This is a genomic window from Persicitalea sp. (genome assembly GCF_041751555.1).
Lineage (GTDB): Bacteria > Bacteroidota > Bacteroidia > Cytophagales > Spirosomataceae > Persicitalea.
Window position 1 is genome coordinate 1 of the sequence record NZ_JBGSXF010000573.1, and the last position, 4,306, is coordinate 4,306.

The following is a 4,306-nucleotide window of genomic DNA, read 5'->3' on the forward strand; positions in this document are numbered from 1 at the left end:
GCCGCCCTCAACCACCGCGATGTCTGGATTCAGAAAGGGCGCTATCCTGACATCAACACGCCGGTTATCCTAGGTTCCGATGGCGCGGGGGTAGTTGTGGAAGTAGGGGAGGGTGTAAGCGAGTATTGGCTGGAAAAAGAAGTGATTATCAATCCATCTCAGGGCTGGGGTGATAACCCTGCCTACTACGGCGACGACTACTCGATCCTGGGCTTGCCAGAGAATGGGACTTTTGCCGAGTACGTGAAAGTAGATCGCCACTATCTGGTGCATAAGCCCAAGCATCTCTCTTTTGTAGAAGCAGCTTGTCTCCCGTTAGCAGGCCTTACTGCCTGGCGCGCCTTAATGACGCGCGGCGGCTTCAAGCCGGACGACCGACCGTCGGACCGCCGGGTGCTGATAACCGGGGCGGGCGGAGGCGTGGCACTGTTCGTCACGCAATTTGCTGTAGCCTCTGGCGCGGAGGTGTGGGTTACGTCGGGCTCTGATTCTAAAATCAGAAAAGCCACCAACCTGGGCGTGAAAGGCGGCGTCAACTACAAGGGGCCGACCTGGCACCGCGAGCTGCTGACCTTGGCGGGTGCTCCCAGAACAGGTTACTTCGATACGATTATCGACGGAGCCGGTGGGCCGGGCTTCGCGCGGCTGGTGGACGTAGCCGCCTCCGGCGCTACTATCTGCTTCTACGGCGGCACGACAGGAAACATCACTGATTTGGTACCCGCCAAGATGTTCTTTAAACAACTCAACATCCACGGCACCACGATGGGTACCCGGCTGGAATTCGAGGAAATGATCCGTTTCGTGGAGGAAAAAGAAATCAAACCTATCGTGGACGAAGTCTTCGCCCTCGACGACGTAGAGGTGGCTCTCCGTCGCATGGATGACGGCGAGCAGTTCGGCAAGATTGTGCTGAAGATCGCGGACTGAGCCTCAGCGCGCCATTAAATCCTCTAACACCCTTTCCACTTGCGGCACAGGCATTTTCTCTACTAAGCGGTAGTGGCCCTTGCCTGCCGGGTTCCAGTCGCTGACGCCGTTGTCGCGGGCGATGAAGCGGCCTTCCTCCAGAGTGTAATATGGCTCGTGGCCTTTGATGGCTACCAGTACGGCAGTTTGGTCCCAGCTCATGCGACCATTTTCATCCTGCTTGCTCAGCGGTATGCTTAGCGCAAAAACGTCCTTGACGGGCGAGTTTTTGATCTTTTCGTTTCTTGTCAAAGGTAACCCGGTGTGGATGGCCATACCAATCTCGAAACCGCTGAAAATAATCGGCGTGGGCCAGCCGTCAAATACGATCTTGGACGAAACCGGGTCACGGTCCACGTTGAATTCCCGGCTCGACGGGAAACGTCCGGCCATGCTCACGAGTTTTTTAACTTTTTTCTTTATCAAGTCTTGTCCGCTGAGCGGAGAGTACTTATCGGGCTTCGAGATCAGCAGGTCGGCCATATTGGTGAGGAAACCCACCGTCACGAGTGTCACGCTACCGTCTGGCTGCGCGGCCAGAATGCGGCGGTAAAGCGCTAGAGCGTCTTCAGCCTGATCGTTGGACTTAATTTTGTGCGGGTACTTCGCCACCAGCAATGAGTCCCACTTTTGTCCGGCGATCATATTTACGCCGCGGCCTCGTACTACGCCAATCGGAATGTTAGGCCGTTTGAAGTAGGTATTTAGTACGCTTAGCACCCCGGCGATGTACTTAGATTGGTTGCTGGCTACCGTCGCCAGGATGTTCACCTGTCCGCTGTCGGCCAGCGTGTGCAGCACGGCCATTGCGCCGACGTCGTCGTAGTCGGGGCCAATGTCGGTGTCGAGGATGACGTTGGGGGTAGTTTGCGCTAACAGGAAGAAGGGGAGGAGGCAGGAAAGGAGCGATCCGCCGATGCGGAGAGGAGTCAAGAGTTTCATGGGGTAAGTTTTTCTATCAGAAAGAAGAGCAGATGGTCCTTATACTGAATGGCAAGCCACCAAAATCGCTTGTTTTGTTTCCAAAGGGGAACTGAGCTTTACCATTTTCCCCAGAAACTTTCACGTCAAGCATTGCAAATCAGCCGCGATTCCTTAATTTTGCAGTCCGATTTTTTTCAAAAAAACTGTATTTATCAGAACGAATAGCTCATTAGCCGTTCAAAATCAAAAAGTTAAATGCCTACTATTTCACAATTGGTCCGTAAAGGACGCGAGAAAATGACGTGGAAATCCAAGTCTCCGGCTTTGGATTCCTGCCCGCAGCGTCGGGGCGTGTGCACCCGCGTGTACACCACGACGCCCAAGAAGCCCAACTCGGCCCTCCGCAAGGTGGCCCGCGTACGCCTCAGCAACCAGAAAGAAGTAAACGCCTACATCCCCGGTGAGGGCCACAACCTGCAGGAGCACTCGATCGTGCTGATTCGCGGCGGACGGGTGAAAGACCTGCCCGGTGTGCGTTACCACATCATCCGCGGTGCGTTGGATACCTCCGGCGTAAATGGCCGCAAGCAGCGCCGCTCCAAGTACGGGGCCAAGCGTCCTAAGCCAGGTCAGGAGGCTGCTCCCGCCAAAAAGAAGAAATAAATCAATCGCAGGCTCGACTTTTTATTAGGCAAAAACACTTGATATAAAGGGGAAGTAATCCCAGGTACTTTGCTTGGGGTGAATGAGTTGCAAAACGAAACCTACTTTAATTTTTAGAAGAAATGAGAAAAGCAAAACCAAAGAAGCGGTACATTCTGCCCGATCCGAAGTTCCGCGAGGTGATGGTGACCAAGTTCGTCAACAACCTGATGTATGACGGTAAGAAAAGTACCGCCTTCACGATTTTCTACGATGCAATCGAATTGGTGGAGAAGAAAACCGGCGATAACGGTTTGGACTTATTCCGTAAAGCCCTGAACAACGTAACGCCAGGTGTGGAAGTGAAAAGCCGCCGTGTGGGTGGTGCTACCTTCCAGGTACCTACCGAAGTACGTCCAGAGCGCAAGCAGTCGCTGGGCATGAAGTGGCTTATCAGTTTCGCCCGCAAGCGCGGTGAGAAAACCATGATGGATCGCCTGGCCGCCGAGATTATCGCGGCTTCCAAAGGCGAAGGGGCCGCCGTGAAGAAGAAGGATGATACGCACCGCATGGCCGAAGCCAACAAGGCGTTCTCCCACTTTCGTTTCTAGAATCTAGGTCTTTTTTGAAAAAATCGGGAGAGCCCGCTTCGTTAGGAGTGGGCTTTTTTTGGTAAAAAAAGAGCACAGATTGGTTTTAGTAAAATATTATTCTAATTTTGCGACTCGATTTTTGGGAGGGTAGGCATCAAATTCGCTAACCCGCCCGCTTTCAGCCGACTTACATTTAGCAACAGACTTATAAAATTCACCACCAGTATGGCACGTGATTTAAGATTGACCCGGAATATCGGGATTGCCGCCCACATTGACGCGGGCAAAACTACCACCACCGAGCGTATCCTTTACTACGCGGGTGTCAGCCACAAAATTGGCGAGGTACACGACGGTGCCGCTACCATGGACTGGATGGAGCAGGAGCAGGAGCGGGGCATCACGATTACCTCCGCCGCTACCACGGTGGACTGGATGTACCGCGACGAGAAGTATCATATTAATATTATTGATACCCCCGGCCACGTGGACTTCACGGTAGAGGTGAACCGTTCCCTCCGCGTTTTGGACGGACTTGTTTTCCTTTTCAGTGCCGTGGATGGCGTGGAGCCGCAGTCGGAAACGAACTGGCGTCTGGCTAATAATTACAACGTAGCCCGCATTGGCTTCGTCAATAAGATGGATCGGTCTGGAGCTGACTTCCTGATGGTCTGCGAGCAGGTGAAAGAGATGCTGGGCAGCTACGCGGTGCCTTTGCAGTTGCCGATTGGTGCCGAAGACAACTTTCGGGGTGTGGTCGATTTGATCAATTTCCGGGGCATTGAGTGGAATGAAGACGACTTGGGTATGACCTTTACCGAGGTTCCCATTCCTGAGGATATGGTCGAGGAAGCCAAGGAATGGCGAGAGAAACTGCTTGAGGCCGTCGCCGAATTTGACGATACGCTGATGGAGAAATATTTTGAGGATCCCGCTTCCATTTCGGAAGACGAGATCCTGGACGCCCTGCGCGCCGCGACGATCAGCATGAAGATCGTGCCGATGGTGTGTGGTTCTTCTTTCAAGAACAAAGGCGTTCAGACAATGCTCGACTATGTGATGGCGATTCTGCCTTCACCCCTGGATCGCGGCACCATCACGGGTACGGATCCCAACACGGAGGAGAAAATCACGCGCGCCCCCAAAGGCGACGATCCCTTCTGTGCCCTGGCGTTCAA

5 protein-coding genes are annotated in these 4,306 nt (G+C 53.6%); 4 read left to right on the forward strand and 1 reads right to left on the reverse strand.

Annotation, left to right across the window (positions count from 1 at the left end):
* Positions 1 to 930: zinc-binding dehydrogenase (locus ACEW8P_RS20265; RefSeq protein WP_373514893.1), on the forward strand; the 930-nt coding region annotated here is incomplete at its 5' end.
* Between the two features lie 3 nt (positions 931 to 933).
* On the opposite strand, the gene ACEW8P_RS20270 is transcribed toward ACEW8P_RS20265, so the two are convergent.
* On the reverse strand, positions 934 to 1,911 hold the full coding sequence (locus ACEW8P_RS20270; RefSeq protein WP_373514894.1) for a nucleoside hydrolase: 978 nt from the start codon (positions 1,909 to 1,911) through the stop codon (positions 934 to 936).
* A 237-nt stretch (positions 1,912 to 2,148) separates the two neighbouring features.
* On the opposite strand from ACEW8P_RS20270, the gene rpsL reads away from it, so the two are divergent.
* From rpsL to ACEW8P_RS20285, 3 genes are all read left to right on the forward strand, one after another.
* Positions 2,149 to 2,556, forward strand: a complete 408-nt coding sequence (gene rpsL / locus ACEW8P_RS20275) for a 30S ribosomal protein S12 (protein ID WP_373514895.1) — start codon at positions 2,149 to 2,151, stop codon at positions 2,554 to 2,556.
* A gap of 122 nt (positions 2,557 to 2,678) precedes the next feature.
* Positions 2,679 to 3,146 carry a 30S ribosomal protein S7 gene (gene rpsG / locus ACEW8P_RS20280; RefSeq protein WP_373514896.1) on the forward strand — a complete coding sequence of 156 codons (468 nt, stop codon included), beginning with the start codon at positions 2,679 to 2,681 and terminating at the stop codon, positions 3,144 to 3,146.
* A gap of 207 nt (positions 3,147 to 3,353) precedes the next feature.
* A partial coding sequence (locus tag ACEW8P_RS20285; protein WP_373514897.1) for a GTP-binding protein occupies positions 3,354 to 4,306 on the forward strand: 953 nt, incomplete at its 3' end.

Coding starts and splice junctions, on each gene's coding strand:
- rpsL (WP_373514895.1), top strand. CDS start 2,149: ATGCCTACTATTTCACAATTGGTCCGTAAAGGACGCGAGAAAATGACG.
- rpsG (WP_373514896.1), top strand. CDS start 2,679: ATGAGAAAAGCAAAACCAAAGAAGCGGTACATTCTGCCCGATCCGAAG.
- ACEW8P_RS20270 (WP_373514894.1), bottom strand. CDS start 1,911: ATGAAACTCTTGACTCCTCTCCGCATCGGCGGATCGCTCCTTTCCTGC.